Consider the following 23,493-nt stretch of genomic DNA (forward strand, 5'->3'; position numbering starts at 1 on the left):
CCCGCTTCATACCGTCACCAGCGGCAGCAACGCCTCAAGCATCTTGGGCCCGACGCCGTCAACGGCATCCAGTTCCTCGATACTCTTGAACGCTCCGTGTTCCTTGCGCCAGTCCACGATCCGCTGGGCAAGCACCGGGCCCACCTTGGGCAGGGCATCAAGTTCAGCGGCCTCCGCCGTGTTGATGTTGATCTTCGACCCCGCCGGTGCGCCCGCAGCCCCACCGGCGCCGGGACCAGGGGTTCCTGAACTTTCCGGTCCCGCCGGAGCTGCTTCCCCGTGCCGCGGGACGTGGATCTTCTGGGCGTCCTCGACAACGAGGGCAAGGTTGAGGCGGTTCAGGTCGGCATCCGGGGTTCCGCCGCCGGCGGCCGCGATGGCCTCGTGGACACGGCTTCCGGCGGGCAGGTGGACCACGCCCGGGCTGGCCACGGCACCGGCGACATGGACCACCAGCGTGCCGGAGGACGGATCACGGCCCGGGGGATCCCCTCCCCCCGGCTCCACGCCACCACCAGGCTGCGCATCGACCTCCGGCTGCCCGGCACCCTCTTCCGCTGCATCCCCGCCTGTCGCTTCGGTTCCGCCCGGGCTGATTCCGCTCAGGGGCAGGATTTCCGGCCGCCCGGATGCGGTCTGCCACCAGAACAGCGCCCCCACAGCTACGGCTAGGATTCCCAGGAGGATGGCGACGCGCATGCCCACCCGCCACCGCAGCGCGGGCCCCACCTTCGGGGAGCCAAGGGATTCGGGGCCTCCACCGTTCCCGTGCCCCTCAAGGCCGTCCGAGTCCCCCTGCTCCGGGCCCAGGTATTCAAACGCCTGCTCCCCGCTCCCTTCCAGCAGGAGGCCCCCGGGGCCGGGCCCAAGGGTGGCCTGCAGCCTGTCCCTGGCATGGCGCGCCTGATGACCTGCTGCTCCAGCATCCCGGCGTGACATGCCTTCACGCTAGGTACATCCGGCCACGCGGCAACAGGACCGGCGGCGGCTATGTGGACAGTTGCGCCGCATCAGCCCCGGCAGTTTCCTGGCCCACGATGACGGCCAGGACCCCCAGCCCCGCATGCGCGGCCAGCACGGCCGGCAGGGAACTGATCTGGGCGGGCGGGCAGTGGGGCAGCGCCGCCGACAGCCGGACGGCCAGGCTTTCGGCTTCCTCCGGATTTCCGAAGTGGTGGACGGCCAGCCTCACGGCCCCAATCCGTGCTTCCGCCTCGGCGACAACGATTTCCTCCAGGCGCGCCACTGCCTTGGCTGCTGAACGCACTTTCTCCAGCGGAACGATCTTGCCGTCATCCACCGCCAGAATCGGTTTGATGGCGAGCATGGTTCCCACCAGGGAGGCCGCCGCGCCGATCCGTCCGCCACGGCGGAGCTGCTCAAGGCTGGGCACGTAAAAATACACTTTGGTGCGCGCAGCCTGGCTTGCTGCGGCAGCAGCGGTCCCCGCCGCGTCCGCACCTGCTGCCGCGGCGGCCACTCCGGTCTGCACCGCCATGCCCAAGGCCATGCCGACGGTGCGTGAGTCAACCACTTCCACGGGAATGTCCACACGCGCAGCAGCCAGCCGCGCGGCGTCGGCTGTGCCCGAAAGTTCCCCGGAGATGTGGATGGACACCACGGCCTCGTACCCCAACCGCTGGGCGGCACGGTAGGCGTTCTCGAACTGGCCCGGGGAAGGCCGCGACGTCTTCACCGCCGTCCCCGCGGCCAGGGCCAGCGCGATGGTCTCGAGGATGTCGTCTTCGCCCTCGCCGTAAATTTCCGCGCCCACCATCACGGGCATCGGAATGACCGTCAGCAGTCCCTCTGCCTCCAGCCCGTTCATCCACTCTGCCGGCAGGGCAGCAGCGGAGTCGGTCACCACCGCCGTGCGTACGACGGCGGCTCCCGGCCTGGCTGGGGGGCGGAGGCCCGCCAGGCGCGCACGGAACCAGGTCCAGGCGGCGGTGTTTCTCTCGGGCAAGTGGCCTCCTGGTGTCGGTGACCGGCCACCGGAGTTATTCCGGTGGCCGGGGCCGGCTTGCTGGGTGCTAGGCCGGGACGATGTTCACCAGTTTAGGTGCGCGGACAATAACGGTGCGGATGCCGCGGCCGTCAAGGGCGCGCTGGACGTTTTCGCTGGCCAGTGCCTGTTCACGCAGTTCGTCCTCGCTGATGTCCGGGGAGACTTCGAGCCTGTCGCGGACCTTGCCCTGGACCTGGACGACGGCGGTGACGGTCGCCTGGACCAGCAGCGCCTCATCGTGGACAGGCCAGCCGGCGTTCGCGACGGAAGCCGGGTGGCCCAGGACGTTCCACATGTCCTCGGCCGTGTACGGCGCGAAGAGGCTGAGGATGACGGCAACGGCCTCGGCAGCCTCGCGGACAGCAGGATCGGCCCCGCCTGCGCCGGCGTCGATGGTCTTGCGGGTCGCGTTGACCAACTCCATCAGCTTGGCCACCACCACGTTGAACTTGTTGTTGTCCAGCAGCGCCGCGGCATCGGCAATGGTCCGGTGCGTGACGGAGCGCAGCGCCCGGTCACCGGCCGAGGGGTCAACACCGGGCTGGCTGGTGACGTCCTGCGCAAGCCGCCAGGCCCGGGCCAGGAACTTCGCGGAACCCGACGGCGACACGTCCGCCCAATCGACGTCGTCCTCCGGCGGGGAGGCGAAAATCATGGTCAGGCGGACGGCGTCCACGCCGTACTTGTCCAGCTGCTCGCCGAGGTCAACACCGTTGCCCAGGGACTTGCTCATGGCCTTGCCGCCGTTGAGCACCTGGCCCTGGTTCAGCAGGGCACTGAACGGCTCGTCGGCGTCGATCATGCCGAGGTCGTGGATGACCTTGGTGAAGAACCGCGCGTACAGCAGGTGCAGGATGGCGTGCTCCACGCCGCCCACGTACTGGCCCACCGGCATCCAATCGTTGATCTTTTCCGGATCGAAGGGACCCTCGGTGTACTGCGGCGACACAAAACGCAGGAAGTACCAGGACGAGTCCACGAACGTGTCCATGGTGTCGGTGTCCCGCTTGGCAGGTCCATGGCAGTTGGGGCATTCAACGTTGACCCAGGCCTCGGCGGCAGCCAGCGGGGACGTCCCCTTCGGCGACAGGTCCTCGCCGCGGAGGTCAGCCGGGAGCGTGACGGGCAGCTGCTCGTCCGGAACTGCCACCTCGCCGCAGGCGGGGCAGTGGATGATCGGGATGGGGGTGCCCCAGAAGCGCTGGCGGCTCAGCAGCCAGTCGCGCAGGCGGAAGTTGACGAACTTTTCGCCCGTGCCCTGCTTTTCCAGGATGGCGATGGCGGCGGGGATGGCTTCGGACTTGGGCAGGCCGTCCAGATCGCCGGAGTTGATCAGGGTACCTTCCCCTGCCGTCGCGGTTCCGGAGACTGCGGGGTCCTCCTCGCCGGTGTCCAGGACGGCGCGTACGGGGAGGTCGAACTTGCGGGCGAAGTCGAGGTCGCGCTGGTCGTGGGCGGGGACGGCCATGATGGCGCCCGTGCCGTAGTCAGCCAGGACGTAATCGGCGGCCCAGACGGGAAGCTTCTCCCCGTTCAGCGGGTTCACGGCATAGCGGCCGGTGAACACGCCGGTTTTTTCCCGCTCGGTGGACTGGCGCTCGATTTCGGTGAGCGCCTTGACCTTCTCGCGGTATTCGTCCAGGGCAGCGGCGTGCTCCTCCGTGACGAGTTCGACGGCGAGTGGCGCATCGGCTGCCACCACGAAGAACGTGGCGCCGTACAGCGTGTCCGGGCGGGTAGTGAAGACCGTAACGTCCTTGGCGGGCTTGCCGCCGTCGGCCTCGATCACGAAGTTGACGTGGGCACCTTCGGAACGGCCGATCCAGTTTTTCTGCATGGCCAGGACCCGCTCGGGCCAGTGGCCCCGCAGCTCTTCCATGTCATCCAGCAACCGGTCGGCGTAATCGGTGATCTTGAAGTACCACTGGTTCAGCGACTTCTTGGTGACCGTGGTGCCGCAGCGCTCGCAGGCTCCGTTGACAACCTGCTCGTTCGCGAGGACAGTCTGGTCCTTCGGGCACCAGTTGACCGGCGAGTCCTTGCGATACGCCAGGCCGCGCTCGTAGAACCGCTTGAAGAGCCACTGCGTCCAGCGGTAGTACTCGGGGTCCGAGGTGTGCAGCCGGCGCGACCAGTCAGCCGAGATGGCGTAACGCTTGAAGGACGCCGCCTGGGTGTCGATGTTCGCGTAGGTCCACTCGCTCGGGTGGGCGTTGCGCTTGATGGCGGCGTTCTCGGCAGGCAGCCCGAAGGAGTCCCAACCGATCGGGTGGAGCACGTCGTAGCCCTGCTGGCGCAGGTAGCGTGCCACCACGTCCCCCATGGCGAACGCTTCGGCGTGGCCCATGTGCAGGTCGCCCGACGGGTAGGGGAACATGTCCAGCACGTACCGGCGTTCCCGTGATCCGTCGTCGACAGGGGTAAAGACCTTCAGGTCTTCCCACACCTGGGGCCATTTGGCCTCCATGGCCGTGAAGCTGTAGGTGCCCTCCTCGGGCCCATCCGCCGCCACTGTTGCTGCTGTTCCGGTCTCTGTCTCCGGCTGAACGCCCACTGCTGCCCTCTTCTGTTCTGTTACGGCATCTGTGCTGCCATAACGGCCTGATCCTCCTGCTGCCGGCCCGGAAATACTCCCGGACACACAAAAGCCCCTCACCATGGAGGGGCTGCCGCTCAGCTGTCCGTTGTCCCGGACACCTGGCGGCTAACTAAGCAGAAGGATCGCACGCATGGAACTACTTTAGCGCACCGTAGCACCGCGGTGCCGCTGCGTAGACGGCCCTGTCCTGCCCGGAAGCGCAGGAATAGACTGGGGTCCGCGCAACAACTGATCCGGACCGGTGACTCCCGTGAGCGAAGACATCCTGTTTCCCCCTCTGGACCACCCCGCCGCGCTGGCAAGGGAAACCGCCGGCAGCAAGGCTGCGGCCTTGTCCGGGCTGGCCGCGGCCGGGTTCCCGGTCCCGGCCGGATTCGTTGTGACCTGCACTGCCCTCGCAACAGCCAGGACGCAGGACGCCGGCGCCGGGCTGGATGGCACACTCCAGGCCGCTGCCCGCAGGGCCGGGCCTGGCCCGTATGCTGTGCGGTCCTCGGCCTCCGCCGAGGACCTGCCCGGGGCGTCGTTCGCGGGCATGTATGAGAGCTACCTCAACGTGTCCGCCGCTGGCCTGGCTGCCGCCGTCGAACGCTGTTGTGACGCTGCCACGGCGGACCGCGTCCGCGCCTACGAGTCGGGCCTCGAGCAGCATCGCTATGACCTTGGTCCGGCGCATGCAGGCCAGGGCATGGCCGTCCTGGTACAGCAGATGGTGGATGCCGCGGCCGCAGGCGTCGCCTTCACCGCCAACCCCCTGACCGGGGACCGCAGCGAAACCGTCATCTCCGCTGTCCAAGGGCTGGGTGAGAGCCTCGTCTCGGGCCTGCAGGCAGGAGAGGAATGGATCGTCCGGGCGGGACGGCCCATGCAGGCGCGCGGTGAGGGCGCAGTCCTGTCGGGTGAAACCGCGACGGCGGTGGCCGCCATTGCGGGCAGGATCGCCCTGCATTTCGGCTGCCCGCAGGACATTGAATGGGCGGCGGACCGCGACGGCCATGTCCAGATCCTGCAGGCCCGCCCCATGACCGCCCTGCCTGATCCCGTGGTGTGGGAACCGCCAGGCAAAGGCATCTGGGTGAGGAATTTCCGGCTGGGCGAATGGCTCCCCGAACCTGTGACGCCCTTGTTCATGGACTGGCTGGTCCCGCGGATGGATGATGCCTTCAACGGGACATTGGGAGAGACCCTGGGAGTCGCCGCGCCCGTGTTCAGCGGGGTAGTCAACGGCTGGTATTACTTTTCCCCGCCCAGTCCCACGTCCATCCCCCGGATGCTCTTCGGTGGGGAGGCCAGACAGTCCTTGTCGTTCTTCATCAACGCCGTCCTGCGGCCCACGTTCGACCCGGCGGGTGCGGACAGGACAATCCTTCGCGGCCTTGAGGGCACATGGCGCCAAGACTGCCTGCCTGCTTACAAGGCCCTTATCGACTCATCGCAGCGGGCAGTGCCTACTGCAACAATGCCGGAACTGATGTCCATTGTGGATGAGGTGGCCAGGCAAGCTGGGGAATATCTCTGGTTTATCTCGGCCACAGGCGGCGCCGCATGGAAAATGGAAGTTGCCCTGGGCAGGTTTTGGCGCCGGCACCTCGCCGGCGCGCTCGCAGCGGCAGCACCCGATTCGGAGAACGCCATGGGGTACCAGGTCCTTCTGGGCGGCCTGTCGCCCCTGCCTGCCGTTGTTCCCCATGCCGTATACAGCATCGACTGGTACCACCCGACGGCGGGTGAACGCTTCCCCTCCTACGCGGAGTCCGGTGGCACGTCCGGACCGCTTCGTGTGCCCGCCACGGTGGCAGCTGAGCGGCGAACAACAGCTGAGGCGGCGTGCCGCGCGGTACTCAGGGGAACCCCTCGGCTGAAAAAGTTCGAAGTCCTCCTGAGCGTGGCACAGCACTACGCAATCCTCCGCGAAGAGCAGGTGCGGGACTTCACCCTGGGCTGGCCACTGCTTCGCCGCTGTGCCGTGGAGTTGGGCGCCCGTCTCCATGCCCGCGGGATCATCGCGGCCCCTGACGACGTCTACTTCGTAACGCTGGATGCCCTGCGTACGGACGCGCCGCCCCAAGAAGGATGCCGTGTCCCGGCGCCGGGCTGACTGGCTCCGGCAGCGAAAGCTGGCAGCCCCGCTGACCCTGGGTAAGATGCCGCCGCTGCTGGGCAACGCCTTTGACCGCATTGCCAATTCGGCCCGGAGCACCAGGAACCTGCCGGGCGGTGCGATTGTGGGGCATCCGGCCAGCCCGGGCCGGGCCATGGGCCGGGTGTGCGTGGTCGACGGCCCCGGGGACTTCGCCCGGTTCATGCCGGGCGAAGTCCTGGTAGCGAGGGTCACGACGCCGGCCTGGACCCCGCTTTTCACGGATGCCGCGGCAGTAGTCACCGACGGCGGCAATCTGGCAGCGCATGCCTCCCTGATTGCACGTGAGTACGGCATCCCCGCAGTGGTGGGCACCGGCAACGCCACCCACGTCCTGAGAACAGGACAGTTAGTAACAGTCGATGGCAACGCCGGCATTATCGAAACCCACGAGGGCTGACAGAAGCCGGGAAACGAGGAAGGCGGCCCCTCGCCCGGGTGTGGTGGGCACCCGTGAGGGGCCCACTGCTGCGAGGGCCCCGACACGAGCTTGCGAGTGTTGGGAGCAGCTGGGGACGGGCGGGGCAGGGGCCGCCTTCCTCGTTCAGACTGGGTTACTTCACGTCCTCGTCCACCCAATCCATGGACTTGGTGACGGCCTTCCTCCACAGCCGCAGCTGCCTGTCCTGTTCGGCCTGGTCCAGTTGGGGTTCCCAGCGCTTGTCCTCGGACCAGTTGGCCGAGAGTTCGCCGAGGTCCTTCCAGAAGCCGACGGCGAGGCCTGCGGCGTAGGCTGCGCCGAGGGCAGTGGTTTCCACGACCATGGGACGGATGACCGGCACGCCCAGGATGTCGGACTGGAACTGCATCAGCGCGTCGTTGGCGACCATGCCGCCGTCGACCTTCAGTTCGGTGAGCGGCACGCCGGAGTCCGCGTTGACCGCGTCCAGCACCTCCCGGGTCTGGAATGCGGTGGCTTCCAGTGCGGCACGGGCGATGTGGTTCTTGTTGACGAAGCGGGTGAGACCCACGATGGCGCCGCGCGCATCGGAGCGCCAATAGGGGGCGAACAGGCCGGAGAACGCCGGCACGATGTACACACCGCCGTTGTCCTTGACGGATGCGGCCAGGGTTTCCACCTCGGGGGCGCTGCTGATCATTCCCAGGTTGTCCCGCAACCACTGGATGAGGGAGCCGGTGACGGCGATGGAACCTTCCAGGGCGTAGTGGGGTGCGGAGCCGCCGAGTTTGTAGGCCACCGTGGTGAGGAGGCCGTTCCTGGAATGGACGATCTCTTCGCCGGTGTTGAAGATCAGGAAGCAGCCGGTGCCATAGGTGTTCTTGGCCTCGCCGGTCTGGAAGGCTGCCTGTCCGAAGGTCGCCGCCTGCTGGTCGCCCAGGATGCCGGCCACCGGAGTTTCCCTGAGCAACTGGGACGTGTGCACGCGGCCGTAGACCTCCGAGGAGGATCGGATCTCCGGCATCATGCTCCGCGGGACCCCGAAGATCCCGAGGATTTCGTCGTCCCACTGCAGGGTCTCCAGGTCCATGAACAGCGTGCGGGAGGCGTTGGAGACGTCGGTGACGTGGACTCCGCCGTCCACGCCGCCGGTCAGGTTCCAAAGAACCCAGGCGTCGGTGTTGCCGAACACCAAATCACCGGCCTCGGCTTTTTCCCGGGCGCCGGCCACGTTGTCCAGGATCCACATGATCTTGGTGCCGGAGAAGTAGGTTGCCAGCGGCAGGCCCACTTTCTGTTTGAAGCGGTCCGCTCCCCCGTCCCTGGCCAGCTCATCCACGATGTCCTGCGTGCGCGTGTCCTGCCACACGATGGCGTTGTACACGGCCTCGCCGGTGGTTTTGTCCCACACCACAGCGGTCTCGCGCTGGTTGGTGATTCCGACGGCGGCAATATCGTGCCGTGTCAGGTTCGCCTTGGCCAGGGCGGAGGCGATGACCTCCCGGGTGTTGTTCCAGATCTCGGCCGGATTGTGCTCAACCCATCCCGCCTGGGGGAAGATCTGTTCGTGTTCCATCTGGCCCGATGAGACGATCGCCCCGCTGTGGTCAAATATGATCGCGCGGGTGCTGGTGGTGCCCTGGTCGAGGGCGAGTATGTACTGGTTCATGTGACGTCCTTGTCTTGGTGGCGGCTGTCGGCAAGCGCCCGTCCCTGCAATGATCGCACCGGACTCGTGACAAGCCCTGGAAGCCACCGCGCGGAGCTGGTGGATTTCGAAGGCCCCGCCACACTGAATGGGTAGAGTCGGTGTTATGAGAACCTCACCCAAGCTCAGCCTGAACAATGGCGTGCTGATCGACCAGCTTGGCTTCGGGCTGTACAAGGTGCCTGCGCAAAACGCGGAAGGGCTTGTCGCCGTCGCACTTGATGCCGGCTACCGGCGTTTCGACACCGCGGCCATGTATGGCAACGAACTTGGCGTGGCACGCGGCATCGGCCCGCAGCTCAGCACGCAACCCGGCAGCGGCGGGTCGGGTGAATCTTTTCCGGCGCTGTCCAGGGAGGACGTGTTCATCACCACCAAGGTGTGGAACGACCACCACGGGTACGACGCCACGCTGCAGGCCTTCGATACCTCCATGGTGAACCTGGGGCTGGACTACGTGGACATGTACCTCATCCACTGGCCCTGCCCGCGGAAGGGGCTTTTTCCGGAGACCTACCGGGCGCTCGAGACGCTCTACCGGGAAGGCAGGGTGCGTGCCATCGGCGTCAGCAATTTCCAGCCCGCCCACCTGGACCGCCTGATGCAGACGGCCGAAGTGGTTCCGGCCGTCAACCAGGTGGAACTGCACCCGTGGCTGCAGCAGGAGGAACTGCGCGGCAAGCACCGCGAGCTGGGCATCATGACCGAAGCGTGGAGCCCCCTGGGCCGCGGCCAGGTCCTGGCTGACCCTGTTGTCCAGGCGTGCGCGGCGGAACACCGCAGGACACCCGCCCAGATCATCCTCCGCTGGCATGTGCAGCTAGGGCACGCCGCCGTGCCCAAAGCCAGCTCCGAGGCCCGCATCCGGGAGAACCTGGACGTGTTCCGCTTCGAACTCTCCGACCGGGACATGGCTGCACTCGCAGGACTTGAGCGGGGACAGCGCACCGGCTCCCACCCGGACAACGTCAACTAAGGCCACGATTCATGAAAACAACAAACCCCGGGCCATCAGCTGCGCCTGCCTACATCAGCCCGGACCTGGCGGCACGCACCACCGCCTCCACCGTCGAGCTTGATGGAACCAAGGTCGCCTTCTGGACTTATGACCCCCTGGAAACCGGCCCGGACACGCGGACCATCCTGGTGATCCACGGGTTCCGCGGCGACCATCACGGCCTCCTGCGGGTTGCGGACCAGCTTCCGGACATGCGCATCATCATGCCCGACCTTCCCGGGTTCGGCAGTTCCGGGCCTTTCGGGTCCGGCCCCCACTCCGTGCAGCGCTACGGCCAATTCATCACAGACTTCATGGCGGCCCTGGATCTGGGACCGGACACGGTCCTGCTGGGGCACTCCTTCGGGTCCATCATCGCGGCACACTTTGTGGCAGGGCACCCAACGGCCGTTACCCCGCTGATCCTCATCAACCCCATTGCCGCTCCGGCCCTCGAAGGGCCAAAGGGAATCATGACCCGGCTGGCCGTGCTGTACTACCGGCTGGCCGCACGGCTCCCCCGTCCCCTGGGACTGGCACTGCTCCGCAGCCCGCTCATCGTCCGGGTGATGAGCGAAGCGATGGCGAAGACGGGCGACCGCAAGCTCCGCCGTTTCATCCACGGCCAGCACCATGCCTACTTCAGCGCCTTCGCCAACCGGGACAGCCTGCTCGAGTCCTTCACCGCATCGGTCAGCAGCCATGTTGCGGAGGTGGCCGCACGGCTGGTCCTTCCCGTCCTGCTGATCGCCGGCGAGAAGGACGAGATCGCCACCCTCCCGGACCAGCACCGGCTGCTGGCCCTGCTCCCGGACGCGGAACTCCGGGTGATTCCCGGGGTGGGCCATCTGATCCATTACGAGACTCCCGGGCCGGCCGCCACCTACATCCGCAGCTTCCTGAAGGACCACCCCGCATGAAGATCGTCATCGATGCCCGGTTCACCAGGACGGACCACCATGACGGCATCAGCCGCTACGGGGCAAGCCTGATCGCCGCGACCGCAAAAATCGCTGACGTGTCCATGCTCATCTCCGACGTCCGGCAGCTGGCACTGCTCCCGGACGTTCCCTACACCCTGATCAGCAGCCCGCTCTCACCGCTGGAACTGTTCGTGGCCCGGAAGGTCAATGCCCTGGGGGCCGACGTTGTGGTGTGTCCCATGCAGACAATGGGCACCTGGGGGCGCAGGTACGGGCTGGTCCTGACCCTGCACGACCTGATCTACTACGAGCACCCGGAACCGCCCGGGTTCCTGCCCGCCCCGGTGCGGTTGCTGTGGCGGCTCTACCACAAGGCGTTCTGGCCGCAACGGCTGCTCCTTGACCGGGCCGACACGGTGGCCACTATCAGCCGTACCACTGAGGCACTGATTGCCAAGTACCGCCTCACCCGCCGGCCCGTGCGGATCATCAGCAACGCCCCGCAGCCAGAGCAGGACCCGCGGCCGGCGAATGCAGCTCCCGGGCAGTCCATTGTCTACATGGGGTCCTTCATGCCCTACAAGAACGTGGAAACCATGGTGGCCGGCATGGCGGAGCTTCCCGGCTACACCCTCCACCTGCTCAGCAGGATCACGCCGCAGCGCCGGGCAGAGCTGGAATCCCTGGTTCCACCGGGCGCCTCGGTGGTCTTCCACAACGGCGTGACGGACGAGGAGTATGCCGCATTGCTGAGGACTGCAACCGCGCTGGTGAGCCTTTCCCGGGCCGAGGGGTACGGCCTTCCGCTGGTGGAGGCCATGGCGATCGGCACGCCCGTCATCGCCAGTGACATTCCCATCTTCCGTGAAGTGGGCGGTGACGCGGCAACATACGTGGATCCGGCATCCCCGCAGCAGTTCGCCGAAGCGGTGGCAAAACTTCAGGACGGCGAACGGTGGCAGGAGGCGTCCCGGCGGGCCGTAAGCCGCGCACGTGAGTTCAGCTGGGAGGAGTCCGCCCGCCAGCTGGTGGACGTCGCCGCAGAGATTGTGAAGCGGCGCCGCTAAAGGACATCGACCCCGTCCAGCCGGACCTGGACGGGTTCCGTGGTGCGCTTGGCCGCCGCCGCTGCCCGTGTCACCCGCAGCACGCGGACGACGGCGGCCGCCTGGCTGTACGGGAAGAACAGCAGGGTGCGGACGTCCTCGGCCGGGCGCCGGATTGAGGGCTGGCTGGTGAGCAGCACGGGTGCCGGGCCTGCGGTGCGCAGGGTGATGCCCGCCGAACCGAGTTCTGCTTCCACCGCTCCGGTGTAGTGTTCGACGGCGGAGCGGGGCCCAGTGACGGATGCGATGCGCACCGCCGGCGGAAGCTGCAGCTCGGCCCGCAGGGACAGTTCCCGCTGTGCATAGCCGGCCGGGTCCCAGCGCAGCAGGGCTCCCACCGCGGCGGTGTCCGCGGCGGTCACCACCACCAGCCCGCCCTCGGGCGCCGGGCGGACCAGGGCTGCAGCGTTGAACCAGCGGCGCACGGTGTCTTCGCCGGCACGGAGCGTTTCGCGGCGCAGCAGCGAATCGCCGTCCAGCAGCAGGGCCGCCGCGTAACCGCCGTCGGCCACCGGTTCGGCGCCCACCGTGGCCACCACCAATGCTTTGCCGCCGCCCACCGAGGCCTTCACCTGGTCGCCGGAGGAGGTGATGACGGTTTTTCCGGGGAACGCACGGCCGAGTTCTTCCGCCGTTCGCAGGACCCCGGTGGCACCCTTGCGGAGCCGGCGGCCACCGCAATGCGGGCATTGCCAGTCCGGGGCCGGGGTGGAACACCAACGGCACTGGGGCATGGCGGACGTACCGGCGAGAGCCAGGGGCCCCTGGCAGGCTCCGCACCGGGCGGGCTCGCGGCAGGTCTCGCAGGCGAGGGACGGCGCGTAGCCGGCGCGGGCCACCTGGACCAGGACCGGGCCGCGTTCGAGGCCCTCCTTGGCAGCACGCCAGGCGGCACCGGGAAGGCGGGCAATGGTGGCCAGCGGATCGCGTTCCTGCTCGAAGCTGTCTGCCGTGTTGACGACGCGCGGCACAGTCCGGCGGGTGGCGGCACGCTCCGACTCGACGGGCAGTGCCCAGCCGGCATCCACAAGCCGCTGGACCTCGGTGCTGCGGGCATGCCCTGCCAGCAGGCACGCGGCGCCTTCCTGCCGGGCGCGCAGGAGCAGGACCTCCCGGGCGTGGGCATAGGGTGCGCGCTGCTCGATATGGAGGTCGTCGCCGTCGTCCCAGCACGCCACCAGGCCAAGTTCTTTGACGGGGGCGAAGGCGGCAGACCTGGTGCCGATGGCCACCCGGGCGGTCCCTGCCAGCAGGCGCAGGAAGTTCCGGTACCGGGGGGTGGGGCCGTCATCTGCGGCGAGCCTGGCCACAGCTTCCTCCGGCAGCATTTCCTTGAGCGCGTCTTCGAGCCGGTCGAGGTCGCGGTAGTCGGGCACCACAAGCACGGAACCGCGTCCTGCGGCGTACGCAGCGGCGGCCGCCTCAGCCAGCAGGCGGGACCAGCCGGCCGGGCCGTATCCCTGCAACGGGTTGAGAACGGCACGGGGGGCACCGCCGTCGGCAAGATGCCTCAGGAAAGCGGGGCCGTTGCGGTAAGCGGCCCAGGCGGAGGAAGGGTCAGGCGGCAGGCCGTCGTCGTCCTGGCCTGTGCCTTCCGGCTCCGCAACCGTTCCCGCCTCCGCGCCTGCGCCGGGAAACTCCTTTTCCAGCCTGGCCACCCTGGGCGGTACGGCAACGCGGAGGACATCACTCACGGTCCCCGCATAGCGGGCGGCAACGGCGGTGGCCAGGTCCCGCACGGCCGGGGTCAGGACCGGGACCGGGGACACAACCTTCGACAGCGGCACCAGGGTGTGCCCGGCATCCGATTCGGCAACCCGCTCCAGGACAAAACCGCTGAGGTCCTGGCCGTTGAAGCTGACTTTGACCCGGACGCCCGGCTGGGCGGCGTGGTCAAGGGCGGCAGGAACTGCATAGTCGAAGGGGCGGTCCAGGTGCGGCAGGGACGATTCCACCAGCACCCGGGCCACGGAGAGGTGGCTGGCCAGGGTGATCCCCGCAGGCAGCTTCCGCGACGGAAAGCCCTGCAGCAGGGAGGGCTGAACGGCATGCCCGGACCCGGCGGGAAAGTCCAGCCCGGGTTGTACTGGGTTGTCAGCAACCATTGCGGCTACCTCCATTCAGCTCCCGGGTGGACATGCCAAGCCAAGCACCGGGCACTGACATTTGCGCCAGGGGCCCGGATGCAATGTTCCTAGGCGTTGAAGAAAGCCTTCAGCTCGTCTACGCGGTCCAGGCGCTCCCAGGTGAAGTCGGGTTCGTCGCGGCCGAAGTGGCCATGCGCTGCGGTCTTGGCGTAGATGGGGCGCTTCAGGTCCAGTGCATCGATGATGGCACGCGGGCGCAGGTCGAAGATTTCGGCGATGGCAGCGCTGATCCGGGCGGGATCGACGGTTTCGGTGCCGAAGGTTTCCACATAGGTGCCTACCGGGCGGGCCTGGCCGATGGCGTAGGCAATCTGGATTTCCGCCCGCTTGGCCAGCCCGGCCGCCACCACGTTCTTGGCAACCCAGCGCATGGCATAGGCCGCGGACCGGTCCACCTTGGACGGGTCCTTGCCGGAGAAGGCTCCGCCGCCGTGCCTCGCCATGCCGCCGTAGGTGTCCACGATGATCTTGCGGCCGGTCAGGCCGGCATCCCCGACGGGGCCGCCAATGACGAACTCGCCGGCAGGGTTGAGGATATTCTTGGTCCGCGAAATATCCAGGTTTGCGCCTGCCAGGACCGGGTTGATCACGATAGCGGCCAGGTCTGCCCGGAGCTGCTCCAGGCTTGCGCCTTCCGCGTGCTGGCTGGAGATGACCACGGTTTCCACCGAGACGGGTACGTCCCGGTCGTAGCCCACGGTCACCTGGGTTTTGCCGTCCGGGCGCAGGTAGGCCAGTTCACCGGATTTCCGGACTTCGGTGAGTCGTTCCGACAAGCGGTGTGCCAGCCAGATGGGCGTGGGCATGTAGGAGGGTGTTTCGTCGCTGGCGTAGCCGAACATCAGGCCCTGGTCGCCGGCGCCCTGCAGGTCGTAGTCGTCCTCCTGGCGTCCCTCGCGGGCTTCCAGCGAATTGAAGACGCCGCCCGCGATGTCGTTGGACTGCTGGCCGATGGATACCGAGACGCCGCACCGGGCGCCGTCGAACCCGTTGGCCGAGGAGTCGTAGCCGATCCCCAGGATGGTCTCGCGGACGATCTGCGGGATTTCAACGTAGGCGTCGGTGGTGACCTCACCTGCCACGTGCACCAGCCCGGTGGTGGCCATGGTTTCCACGGCTACCCTGGATTCCGGATCCGCCGCCAGCAGGGCGTCCAGGATAGCGTCACTGATCTGGTCGCAGATCTTGTCCGGGTGGCCTTCGGTGACCGACTCGGAGGTGAACAGCCGGAGCGCGGTGGGCGCGGCGCCGGAGGTCTGGGGAAGGTGCAGGGGTAAAGTCACTCAACTACCTTACTGGTTGGAGTCCGTACGCCCCGCTGGAGATGTCCCCGTGCTAAGCGAACGTGGCGGGGAACACTCAGGCCCGGGGCGAAACGTGGTTCAGTTCAAAGCCGATCCGGCTGATGATGGCAGCGGCAACCTCTGTCTTGGTTCCGGCCGCCTCCTGTGGTTCGGAGCCTGACCGCGCCAGGATGACCACGGAATTGGTGTCCTGGCCGAACACCTTGTCGGAGCCGACGTGGTTGACCACCAGCAGGTCGCATCCCTTGCGCTGGAGCTTCGCCTGCGCGTAGGCCAGGACATCGCCGTGGCTGTCCCCGGTTTCAGCGGCGAATCCGACGATCAGCTGGTGATCGCCGGCAGAGCCGGCAACGTTTGGAAGTGCCCTGTTACGCAGTTCCACCAGTTCATGGAGGATGTCCGGGTTGCGGACCAAAGTTATGACGGGGTCGGCGCTGTCATCGCGTTTCTTGATTTTGGTGTCCGAGACCTCAGCGGGACGGAAATCTGCCACGGCAGCGGACATGATGATGACGTCGGAGTCAGCGGCGGCTGCCAGTGCCGCCTCGCGAAGCTGCAGCGCTGTTTCCACGGGCACCACGTCCACGCCGGCGGGCACAGGAACTTCCATGTGGGCGGCGAGCAGCCGGACCGTGGCCCCGGCGTTGCGCGCGGCGACGGCCAGCGCCACCCCCTGTTTTCCGGAGGAACGGTTGCCGAGGAACCGCACGGGGTCGAGGGGTTCGCGGGTTCCGCCAGCGCTGATGGTGACGGTGCGGCCGGCCAGCGGCAGCTGGTAGTCGGTTTGTCCCTGCACCAGGGCCATGGCGGCGTCAAAAATGACCTGCGGCTCGGGCAGCCGCCCGGGACCGGAGTCGGCGCCGGTGAGCCTGCCGGTGGCGGGCTCGAGGACTGCGGCACCGCGGGTACGCAGCATCTCCACGTTGGCGCGGGTGGCGGCGTGCTGCCACATCTCCGTATGCATGGCGGGCGCGAACAGCACCGGCCCGCGGGCCATGAGGAGGGTGTTGGTGAGGAGGTCTCCGGCTTGTCCGGTGGCAGCCTTGGCGAGCAGGTCCGCCGTGGCCGGTGCGATGACCACGAGGTCGGCCTCGTGGCCGAGCCTGACGTGATTAACCTGGTGGACGTCGTCGAAAACGCTGTTGCTGACCGGGTTCCCGGACAGCGCCTCCCACGTGGCGGTGCCGACAAAGCGCGTGGACGCCTCCGTGGGAATCACCGTGACGTTATGGCCGGCTTCAGTAAAAAGCCGGAGGAGCGATGCCACCTTGTAGGCGGCAATCCCTCCCCCGACTCCGAGGACTATGCGCACGTGACCTCCGTCAACAGCAAGTCAGATAAGCGGCAGGATTACTCTGCGGCTTCGATCGGTGTGGAAACCAGCTTGCCTTCGTTGATCTCGCGCAGTGCGATCGAGAGCGACTTTTCGTTCAGCTTGGTGTCGACCAGCGGGCCGACGTACTCGAAGAGGCCCTCGTGCAGCTGGGCGTAGTAGGCGTTGATCTGACGAGCACGCTTGGCACCGAAAATCACCAGGCCGTACTTGGAGTCGGCTGCTTCAAGCAGCGAGTCGATCGGCGGGTTGATGATGCCTTCAAGGTTCGTGGACACGAATTCTCCAAATTTCTAGCGGGCTGACGGTTCCGGCAGGTGTGGGTGCGGCGTCAGCCCCATGAGTGAAACAAGCTCGTCCGCTGCCCGGCGGACGTCGTCATTGATGACGGTGTGGTCGAACTCCGGTTCAGCAGCAAGTTCCAGTTTAGCGGTTTCCAGCCGCCGCTGCTGTTCCTCGGGTGTTTCGGTGCCGCGGCCCACCAGGCGGCGCACCATTTCGTCCCAGGTGGGCGGGGCCAGGAACACGAACTGTGCGTCAGGGACGGCCGCCTTGACCTGCCGGGCGCCCTGCAGGTCAATCTCCAGGAGCACCGACCGGCCCTCGGAGATGGCCTGGTTCACCGTGCTCTTCAGGGTGCCGTAGGTGTTTTGGCCATGCACCACGGCCCATTCCAGGAGTTCCCCGGCAGCAATGAGCTGCTCGAACTCCTCCTTGGTTTTGAAAAAGTAGTGGACTCCGTCCACTTCGCCGGGCCGGGGGGCCCTGGTGGTGGCCGAGACGGACAGCCAGACCTCAGGGTAGTTGTCGCGGATGTAGGTAGACACGGTGCCTTTGCCAACAGCCGTCGGACCTGCGAGGACTGTCAGTCCAGGATTCTTGCTCACGTATTCCTTTGCCGGAGTTCGGGGATGGCCGGCCGCAGGCCGCCCTAATGCTCGTCTATAAAATCTACCAGCGCCCGGCGCTGGTGCACGCCCAGGCCGCGGACCCTGCGGGACGTCGCAATGCCCAACTGGTCCATAATTGCCGCAGCCCGGACCTTGCCGATTCCCGGCAGTGCCTCAAGGAGCTCTGAAACCCGCATCCGCGCCAGGGCGTCATCCTCCATGGCGGAGTTGATGATGTCCGCCGCGGACCTCTCGCCGTTTTTCAGGCTTTCCTTGGCAGCGGCCCGGGTAGCCCTGGCCGCGGCTGCCTTGTTCAGGGCGTCAGCCCGTTCCGTCGCGGATAGCGGTCGCAGCACCATGAAGGACACCCCCGGATTCGGCGGATTATGTCCAAGGGCGGCCGCCCTTGGACCTGTCCTGAAACTACCCTTTGGTGCTGCCTGAATCAATGCAAAACGCGAAACGGGGACACTATTCGGCGCGCAGCCCGTCCAGCGTCCGCAGGGCAGCTTCGCGAAGTCCGTGCAGGTCAGGCCCGGCCGAGAGGATGTCCCGGCTGGAGGTGCCCAGAACGTACCGGTAAGCAGCCCCGAATGTGGCCCGAAGGTCCGCCGGCGTTGCCCCCTGGGCTCCCAGTCCCGGGGCAAGGATGGGGCCGCGCACGGCCGCCAGGTCCAGGTCCAGTTCGGTCAGGGCGGACCCGACGGTTGCGCCGACCACCAGCCCGACGGAGCCGAGGCTCCCCTGATAGCGGGCGTTTTCCGCGGCTGCTGCCTCCGTGATCCGGCGCGCCACGGAGTCAGCTCCCCCAGCGTGCTGGACCGAGGCACCCTCGGGGTTGGAGGTCAGGGCGAGGACGAACACTCCCCGTCCGGTCTCCGCTGCCAGGTCCAGCGCCGGACGCAGCGACTCGAACCCCAGGTAGGGGCTGAGGGTGACAGAATCTGCGGCCAGCGGGGATCCGTCGCGGAGCCAGGCATCGGCGTAGGCGGCCATAGTGGACCCGATATCGCCGCGCTTGGCATCGGCGATGGTGAGCACCGATTCATCCCTGGCAGCGGCAAGAAGCTCTTCCAGCACAGCCATCCCGGCCGAGCCGTGGCGTTCGTACAGGGCCACCTGCGGCTTGACCGCGGCAGCGAGCGAAGCCACCGCCTCCAGGACTGTCAGCGAAAAGCGCCGCAGCCCGGCGGCGTCGTCGTCCAGCCCCCAGCTCTTCAACAGCGCAGGGTGCGGATCGATGCCCACGCACAGCGGGCCGCGGGCGGCCATGGCCGCGCCGAGCCGGGAGCCGAAAGACTCCCGGCCGGCTGCGGATACCTGCTCAGGCATGCTGGAGGGCCGCCTTCTGCGAGGCCGCCAACGCCGCTGCGTGCTCCTGCAGGCTGGTGACGGACCACTCGTAGGTGCGCATGGCTTCAATGGCCTGGACCGCGGCGTTGAACTCGGCCACCGTGGTGATGCAGGGGATGCCGATGGACGTTGCGGCGGCACGCAGCTCGTAGCCGTCGCTGCGGGCTTCGCCGCCGGACGGGGTGTTGAAGACCATGTCGATCTCGCCGGCGATGACGAGATCGGCAATGGTGCCTTCGCCTTCGGCGCTGCTGCCCTCGGCCACCTTGCGGACGGGTGTCGCCTGGATGCCGTTGCGGCGCAGGACGTCCGCCGTGCCCCCGGTGGAGACGATCTCGAAGCCGAGGTCCGAGAGCCGCTTGACGCCCATGATCACCGAGCGCTTGTCCCGGTTGGCCACGGAGACAAAGATCTTGCCTTCGGTGGGGAGGGCGTTGTTGGCGCCGGCCTGGCTCTTGGCGAAGGCGGTGTCGAAGTGCTTGTCGATGCCCATGACCTCGCCGGTGGAGCGCATTTCCGGGCCGAGCAAGGAGTCGACCACCTTGCCTTCGAGCGTACGGAAGCGGCTGAACGGCAGGACTGCTTCCTTCACCGAGACGGGGGCGTCCAGGGGCAGGGTGGAGCCGTCGCCGGTTTCCGGCAGCATCTTGTAGGCAGTGCGCAGCTGGTTGATGGTCACGCCGGTGCCGATCAGGGCTGCGGCCTTTGCCATTTGGACGCCGGTGGCCTTGGACACGAACGGCACGGTGCGGGACGCGCGCGGGTTGGCTTCCAGGACGTACAGGACGTCGGAGGCCAGCGCGAACTGGATGTTGATCAGGCCGCGTACGCCCACGCCTTCAGCGATGGCGCGGGTTGCCGTCCGGACCCGCTCCAGGACGTTGCTGCCCAGGGTGATGGGCGGCAGGACGCAGGCGGAGTCGCCGGAGTGGATGCCGGCTTCCTCGATGTGCTCCATGATGCCGCCCAGGTACATGTCCGTGCCGTCGAAGAGCGCGTCGACGTCGATTTCGACGGCGTCCTCAAGGAACCGGTCGATCAGCACCGGGTGGTCCGGAGTGATTTCCGTGGCGTTGGCGATGTAGCGGGAGAGGTTGGGCTCGTCGTAGACGATTTCCATGCCGCGGCCGCCCAGGACGTAGGACGGGCGCACCAGCACAGGGTAGCCGATCTCATCCGCGATCTTCTTGGCGTCCTCGAAGGAAACGGCGGTGCCGTTCTTCGGAGAGATGAGGCCGGCCTTGTCCAGCACGCGGGAGAACATTCCGCGGTGCTCGGCGAGGTCGATGGCCTCCGGCGACGTGCCAAGGATGGGAACACCGGCGTCAGCCAGCTGCTGGGCCAGCTTCAGGGGTGTCTGGCCGCCGAGCTGCACGAACACGCCCATGACGCCGCCGGTGCGTTCCTCCGCAGCGATGACCTCCAGGACGTCCTCAAGCGTGAGCGGCTCGAAGTACAGGCGGGTGGAGATGTCGTAGTCGGTGGAGACGGTTTCCGGGTTGCAGTTGACCATCACGGTCTCGTAGCCGGCCTTGCGCAGTGCCATGGAGGCGTGGACGCAGGAGTAGTCGAACTCAATACCCTGGCCGATGCGGTTGGGGCCGGAACCCAGGATGAGGATGGACGGCTTGGAGTGCAGCGCCACCTCGTCCTCCTCGTCGTAGGCCGAGTAGTGGTACGGGGTGTACGCGGCGAACTCGGCGGCGCAGGTGTCCACGGTCTTGTAGACGGGGCGGATGCCCAGTGCCTGGCGGACGCCGCGGACCACGGCCTCCGGGTTGTGGGTGAGCGCGCCGATCTGTTCGTCGGAGAAGCCGTGGCGCTTGGCGCGCTGGAGCATCTCCTTGGTGAGGGCGCCGGCCTGGCGGATCTCGTGGGAGATCTCGTTCAGGAGCTGGAGCTGGTCGAGGAACCAGGGGTCGATCTTGGTCGCCTCGAAGAGCTGCTCTACGGTGGCGCCGCCCAGGAGGGCGCGCTGGACCTGGTGCAGGCGCTCGGTGGTGGGGCGCTTGGCCTTTTCGATCAGCTCTGCCACTTCCCATTCCGGGACGCTGCTGAAGTCCAGCTGAGAGCCCTTCTGCTCGAGTGAGCGCAGGGCCTTCTGCAGGGCTTCGGTGAAGTTGCGGCCCATGGCCATGGCTTCGCCCACCGACTTCATGGTGGTGGTCAGGGTGTTGTCCGCGGCGGGGAACTTCTCGAACGCGAAGCGCGGAACCTTGACGACGACGTAGTCGAGGGTGGGCTCGAAAGATGCCGGGGTCTTCTGGGTGATGTCGTTGGGGATTTCATCCAGCGTGTATCCCAGCGAGAGCTTGGTGGCGATCTTGGCGATGGCGAAGCCGGTGGCCTTGGACGCCAGTGCCGAGGAGCGGGACACACGGGGGTTCATCTCGATGACCACCACGCGGCCGGTGGCGGGGTCGATGGCGAACTGGATGTTGCAGCCGCCGGTGTCCACGCCCACTTCCCGGATCACGGCGATGGAGATGTCGCGCAGCCGCTGGTATTCACGGTCGGTGAGGGTCAGCGCGGGAGCGACGGTGATGGAGTCGCCGGTGTGGACGCCCACGGGGTCGAAGTTCTCGATGGAGCAGACAACAACGACGTTGTCGTTCTTGTCGCGCATCATCTCGAGCTCGTATTCCTTCCAGCCGAGGATGCTCTCTTCGAGCAGCACCTCGCTGGTGGGGCTGTACTGCAGGCCCTGGCCCACGATGCGGCGGAGGTCATCCTCGTTGTAGGCCAGGCCGGAGCCCAGGCCGCCCATGGTGAAGGAGGGGCGGACCACCATTGGGTAGCCCAGGTCCTCGGCGGCTTTGAGGGCCTCGTCCATGGTGTGGATGATGTGGCTGCGGGCCGATTCTGCGCCGCAGCGCTCCACGACGCCCTTGAACTTCTCGCGGTCCTCGCCGAGTTCGATGGCGGCGATGTTGGCGCCGATGAGCTCCACGTTGTACTTCTCGAGGACGCCGTTCTTGTCCAGCGCAATGGCGGTGTTCAAGGCGGTCTGTCCGCCCAGGGTGGGCAGCACGGCGTCCGGGCGTTCCTTGGCGATGATCTTCTCCACCACCTCGGGGGTGATGGGCTCGACATAGGTGGCATCGGCGAACTCGGGGTCGGTCATGATGGTGGCCGGGTTGGAGTTCACCAGGATGACCCGGAGGCCCTCCTCTTTGAGGACGCGCAGCGCCTGGGTGCCGGAGTAGTCGAACTCGGCCGCCTGGCCAATCACGATGGGTCCGGATCCGATGACCAGAACGCTCTTAAGGTCAGTTCTCTTGGGCATTACTTCTTGTCCTCAGTCTTGTTGTCAGCGGCGTTGCGTTCGATCGGATTGTGCACGGAGTCCACAGGCTCCTTGGACAGGTTGGCGGTCCTGCCGTCCCGGGTTCCCTCCATCAGCTCGATGAAGCGGTCGAAGAGGTAGGCGGCGTCGTGCGGGCCGGCGGCTGCCTCCGGGTGGTACTGCACGGAGAAGGCCGGGATGTCCAGGCAGGCGAGGCCTTCAACGACGTCGTCGTTCAGGCTGACGTGGCTGACCTCGACGCGCCCGTAGCGTTCTTCCGGAGCCTGCGTGGCGCCGTCGAGCGGTGCGTCCACAGCGAAGCCGTGGTTCTGGGAGGTGATCTCCACCTTGCCCGTGCGGCGGTCCATGACGGGCTGGTTGATGCCGCGGTGGCCGTAGCGGAGCTTGTAGGTGCCGAATCCCAGGGCGCGGCCCAGGATCTGGTTTCCAAAGCAGATGCCGAAGTACGGCAGCTTCTCGTCCAGGACGGAGCGGAGCAGCTTCACCTGGACGTCGGCGGTGGCGGGGTCGCCGGGGCCGTTGGACATAAAGACACCGTCCGGGTTGACGGCCTTGACGTCTTCCAGGGTGGCGGTGGCCGGGAGGACGTGGACGCGCACGCCGCGCTCGGCAAACCGGATGGGCGTCATGGCCTTGATGCCGAGGTCGATCGCGGCGATGCTGAACCGCGCGTCGCCGTCCCAGCCGTGGTCCTTGGGATCGACGACGTAGGCCTCGTCCACGCTGACTTCCTCCGCCAGGCGGGCGCCCTCCATGGGGGCGCTGCCCAGGACGGCGTCGAGGAGTTCCTTGTCTGTTGCCTGCGCGGCGTCGCCCGAGAAGATGCCGGCGCGCATGGTCTTGTGCTCGCGCAGGTGGCGGGTGATGGCGCGGGTGTCAACGCCCTGGATGCCCACGATCCCCTGCTCTGCCAGTTCCTCATCGAGGGAACGCTCGGAGCGCCAGTTGGAGGGCCGGCGGGCGGCATCGCGGACGATGTAGCCGGCAACCCAGATGCGGCGGGATTCGGCGTCCTCGCTGTTGACGCCGGTGTTGCCGATGTGCGGGGCGGTCTGGACCACCAGCTGGCGGGCGTAGGAGGGGTCCGTGATGGTTTCCTGGTACCCGGTCATGCCGGTGGCGAAAACGGCTTCGCCCAACGCGGTTCCGGTGGCTCCGTAGCTGGTCCCGCGGAAGATGCGGCCGTCCTCGAGGACGAGGACTGCCGGAGCGGAGGTGGTTGCTGTCACTGTATTCGCTTTCACTGCTGGGTCTGTGGCTGCTGTCTGGTTCGCTGCT

At 67.1% G+C, this 23,493-nt stretch carries 18 protein-coding genes; 5 read left to right on the forward strand and 13 right to left on the reverse strand.

Annotation, left to right across the window (positions count from 1 at the left end; all coding sequences use genetic code 11):
* Positions 1–6: 6 nt before the first annotated feature.
* The 3 genes from ACZ9BC_RS05620 to leuS all read right to left on the reverse strand — a co-directional run bounded on the left by ACZ9BC_RS05620 (position 7) and on the right by leuS (position 4,562).
* Positions 7–939 (reverse strand): ComEA family DNA-binding protein, encoded by a 933-nt coding sequence (locus ACZ9BC_RS05620; RefSeq protein ID WP_476245099.1) that lies wholly within the window; start codon positions 937–939, stop codon positions 7–9.
* A gap of 49 nt (positions 940–988) precedes the next feature.
* Entirely contained in the window at positions 989–1,966 is a 978-nt protein-coding gene (locus ACZ9BC_RS05625) for a DegV family protein (protein WP_476245100.1), read from the reverse strand.
* 67 nt (positions 1,967–2,033) lie between these two features.
* The gene (leuS, locus tag ACZ9BC_RS05630) at positions 2,034–4,562 is read right to left on the reverse strand and encodes a leucine--tRNA ligase (RefSeq protein ID WP_476245101.1); all 2,529 of its coding nucleotides are present in this window, start codon (positions 4,560–4,562) and stop codon (positions 2,034–2,036) included.
* Positions 4,563–4,857: 295 nt separating this feature from the next.
* Here leuS and ACZ9BC_RS05635 point away from each other — a divergent pair, with 295 nt between their 5' ends.
* Both ACZ9BC_RS05635 and ACZ9BC_RS05640 read left to right on the forward strand, forming a co-directional pair.
* Entirely contained in the window at positions 4,858–6,705 is a 1,848-nt protein-coding gene (locus ACZ9BC_RS05635; protein WP_476245102.1) for a PEP/pyruvate-binding domain-containing protein, read from the forward strand.
* A complete protein-coding gene (locus tag ACZ9BC_RS05640; RefSeq protein ID WP_476245103.1) occupies positions 6,686–7,147 on the forward strand; it encodes a PEP-utilizing enzyme in 462 nt (153 codons plus the stop codon). Before ACZ9BC_RS05635 ends, ACZ9BC_RS05640 begins: the two co-directional genes overlap by 20 nt.
* Positions 7,148–7,301: 154 nt before the next feature.
* Here ACZ9BC_RS05640 and glpK read toward each other — a convergent pair whose 3' ends face one another.
* Positions 7,302–8,816, reverse strand: a complete 1,515-nt coding sequence (gene glpK, locus ACZ9BC_RS05645; RefSeq protein WP_476245104.1) for a glycerol kinase GlpK — start codon at positions 8,814–8,816, stop codon at positions 7,302–7,304.
* 145 nt (positions 8,817–8,961) lie between these two features.
* Between glpK and ACZ9BC_RS05650 the strand changes: the two genes are divergently transcribed.
* From ACZ9BC_RS05650 to ACZ9BC_RS05660, 3 genes are read left to right on the forward strand one after another with little or no spacing between them, the layout of a single operon-like run.
* Positions 8,962–9,831 (forward strand): aldo/keto reductase, encoded by an 870-nt coding sequence (locus tag ACZ9BC_RS05650; protein ID WP_476245105.1) that lies wholly within the window; start codon positions 8,962–8,964, stop codon positions 9,829–9,831.
* An 11-nt stretch (positions 9,832–9,842) separates the two neighbouring features.
* Entirely contained in the window at positions 9,843–10,772 is a 930-nt protein-coding gene (locus ACZ9BC_RS05655) for an alpha/beta fold hydrolase (RefSeq protein WP_476245106.1), read from the forward strand.
* On the forward strand, positions 10,769–11,842 hold the full coding sequence (locus tag ACZ9BC_RS05660) for a glycosyltransferase family 4 protein (protein ID WP_476245107.1): 1,074 nt from the start codon (positions 10,769–10,771) through the stop codon (positions 11,840–11,842). The genes ACZ9BC_RS05655 and ACZ9BC_RS05660 overlap by 4 nt, the downstream gene beginning before the upstream one ends.
* Here ACZ9BC_RS05660 and ACZ9BC_RS05665 read toward each other — a convergent pair.
* The 9 genes from ACZ9BC_RS05665 to carA form a co-directional block, all read right to left on the reverse strand.
* Complete coding sequence (locus tag ACZ9BC_RS05665; protein ID WP_476245108.1) at positions 11,839–13,986, reverse strand: primosomal protein N'; 2,148 nt, start codon at positions 13,984–13,986, stop codon at positions 11,839–11,841. The genes ACZ9BC_RS05660 and ACZ9BC_RS05665 overlap by 4 nt on opposite strands.
* Positions 13,987–14,075: 89 nt before the next feature.
* Positions 14,076–15,311 (reverse strand): methionine adenosyltransferase, encoded by a 1,236-nt coding sequence (gene metK / locus ACZ9BC_RS05670; protein WP_476245109.1) that lies wholly within the window; start codon positions 15,309–15,311, stop codon positions 14,076–14,078.
* Between the two features lie 76 nt (positions 15,312–15,387).
* The gene (gene coaBC / locus ACZ9BC_RS05675; RefSeq protein ID WP_476245110.1) at positions 15,388–16,644 is read right to left on the reverse strand and encodes a bifunctional phosphopantothenoylcysteine decarboxylase/phosphopantothenate--cysteine ligase CoaBC; all 1,257 of its coding nucleotides are present in this window, start codon (positions 16,642–16,644) and stop codon (positions 15,388–15,390) included.
* Between the two features lie 38 nt (positions 16,645–16,682).
* The gene (gene rpoZ, locus ACZ9BC_RS05680; RefSeq protein WP_003800778.1) at positions 16,683–16,943 is read right to left on the reverse strand and encodes a DNA-directed RNA polymerase subunit omega; all 261 of its coding nucleotides are present in this window, start codon (positions 16,941–16,943) and stop codon (positions 16,683–16,685) included.
* Positions 16,944–16,958: 15 nt separating this feature from the next.
* Positions 16,959–17,552 carry a guanylate kinase gene (gene gmk, locus ACZ9BC_RS05685; protein WP_115525755.1) on the reverse strand — a complete coding sequence of 198 codons (594 nt, stop codon included), beginning with the start codon at positions 17,550–17,552 and terminating at the stop codon, positions 16,959–16,961.
* Positions 17,553–17,596: 44 nt separating this feature from the next.
* Positions 17,597–17,914: an integration host factor, actinobacterial type gene (gene mihF / locus ACZ9BC_RS05690; RefSeq protein WP_176156798.1), complete on the reverse strand. Its 318-nt coding sequence runs from the start codon at positions 17,912–17,914 to the stop codon at positions 17,597–17,599.
* A 112-nt stretch (positions 17,915–18,026) separates the two neighbouring features.
* Positions 18,027–18,887 carry an orotidine-5'-phosphate decarboxylase gene (gene pyrF / locus ACZ9BC_RS05695; protein WP_476245111.1) on the reverse strand — a complete coding sequence of 287 codons (861 nt, stop codon included), beginning with the start codon at positions 18,885–18,887 and terminating at the stop codon, positions 18,027–18,029.
* Positions 18,880–22,194, reverse strand: a complete 3,315-nt coding sequence (carB, locus tag ACZ9BC_RS05700) for a carbamoyl-phosphate synthase large subunit (RefSeq protein WP_275725655.1) — start codon at positions 22,192–22,194, stop codon at positions 18,880–18,882. Before carB ends, pyrF begins: the two co-directional genes overlap by 8 nt.
* Positions 22,194–23,444 carry a glutamine-hydrolyzing carbamoyl-phosphate synthase small subunit gene (gene carA, locus ACZ9BC_RS05705; RefSeq protein ID WP_476245112.1) on the reverse strand — a complete coding sequence of 417 codons (1,251 nt, stop codon included), beginning with the start codon at positions 23,442–23,444 and terminating at the stop codon, positions 22,194–22,196. Before carA ends, carB begins: the two co-directional genes overlap by 1 nt.
* Positions 23,445–23,493 lie beyond the last annotated feature (49 nt).

This window comes from Pseudarthrobacter sp. TE3704, from assembly GCF_056279405.1.